This window comes from Rhodococcus sp. NPDC058532, from assembly GCF_042719255.1.
In the GTDB taxonomy this organism is placed as follows: domain Bacteria; phylum Actinomycetota; class Actinomycetes; order Mycobacteriales; family Mycobacteriaceae; genus Rhodococcus_G.
Genome location: NZ_JBHXNU010000027.1, coordinates 1 through 1,762 on the forward strand (window position 1 = coordinate 1; position 1,762 = coordinate 1,762).

1 protein-coding gene is annotated in these 1,762 nt (G+C 65.0%); it reads left to right on the forward strand.

All coding sequences use genetic code 11. The features are described from left to right. The first annotated feature begins 114 nt into the window (after window positions 1-114). Complete coding sequence (locus ACFWQG_RS20270; protein ID WP_378509449.1) at window positions 115-1,743, forward strand: IS1634 family transposase; 1,629 nt, start codon at window positions 115-117, stop codon at window positions 1,741-1,743. Window positions 1,744-1,762: the final 19 nt, after the last annotated feature.

A 1,762-nucleotide genomic window follows, 5' to 3' on the forward strand; every position in this document is an offset into this window, starting at 1 on the left:
ACCTGACTTGGCTCACTTCGTGGCGTGAAATCGCTGACCGAGCCCATGACCTGCCCTTTCCCTTCTCGAACACGGCGGTTTCACGCACTAACAGGGCCGGTCTACCCTCATCGGGTGACGTTCATCAGGCGGGTCCGGACCAAGTCCGGGGCCACCGCCGTGCAGGTCGCCCGATACGTGGGCGGCCGGCAGGAGATCGTCAAACACATCGGATCGGCACACACCGATCTCGAACTCGGGATGCTCCTCGAACGCGCCCGGTCGTGGATCGAACCCGATCAGCACACCCTCGACCTGGACGTCACCCCGCAAACGCCGGTGGCGAAGGTCCTGTCGACCGGGCAGGGTTCACTGCTGCCCGTCGTGGACAACCTGCCGGTCGTCGATGCGCCGGGCCGAACCACCGCCACCGGGTCGGTGATCCTGCGACAGGTGCTCGAAACCGTGTACGACCACCTCGGGTTCGATTCGATCGCCGACGAGGTGTTCCGAGACCTGGTCATCGCCCGCATCGTCGAGCCGGGCTCGAAACTCGACGCCGCCAGAGTGGTCCGCGATCTCGGGAAGGAACCCTCGAGCTACGCCACGATCAAGCGGCACCTGCGGTGGATCGTCGACCGTGACTACCGCGGCACGATCGCCGACCGGTGCTTCGCCCACGCCGCCGACACCGGTGGCCTGTCCCTGGTGCTCTACGACGTCACCACGCTGTACTTCGAGGCGGAGAAGGAAGACGACCTCCGCAAGGTCGGCTACTCGAAGGAACGTCGAGTCGACCCGCAGATCGTCGTCGGCCTGCTCGTCGACCGCACCGGATTTCCGCTCGAGATCGGGTGTTTCGAGGGCAACAAGGCCGAAACCACCACCATCGTCCCCATCGTCCGCCAGTTCCAGACCCGCCACGACATCGCCGGGGTGGAGATGGTGATCGCCGCCGACGCCGGGATGCTGTCCGCAGCGAATCTCAAGTCCCTCGACGAGGCCGGGTTGAAGTTCATCGTCGGCTCACGCATGACGAAAGCCCCGGGCGATCTTGCATCTCATTTCCATTGGAACGGTGATGTTTTCGTCGACGGACAGATCATCGACACGGTGACACCGAGGCACGGCAGGAGCACTGTAAACGACACCGCGAAGCGGGCCGAACCCGTCTGGCAGCCCGGCACCCACCCGAACTCGTGGCGGGCGGTCTGGCAGTACTCGAAACGCCGGGCGGTCCGAGACAACCGGACCCTCAACCTTCAGGAGGCGAGGGCCCGTGATGTCGTCGACGGCGACAAGGCGCCGAAGTCGACACGGTTCGTCAAGACCACCGCTGCCGGTCGCAGCCTCGACACCTCGGCCCTGGAGCGGGCCAGGTCGCTGGTCGGGTTGAAGGGGTACGTCACCAACATCCCCGCCACGCTCATGGAACCGGGCGAGGTGATCGGCAAGTACCACGACCTGTGGCATGTCGAGCAGTCGTTCCGGATGTCGAAGACGGATCTGCGGGCGCGGCCGATCTTCCACCGCACCCACGACGCGATCGAGGCGCATCTGACGATCGTGTTCGCCGCCTTGGCGGTGTCCTACCTGGTCCAACACCGTTCGGGATTGGCGATCGGCAACGTCGTCAAACGACTTCGACCTCTGCGGTCGGCGACCATCGCGATCAACGGCACCCGGCACACGTTCCCACCCGATATCGCCCCGGAGACTCGGGACCTCATCGACCGGATCGCCGGGTCGGAACTCACGCACTAACGAAATGAGCCAACTCAGG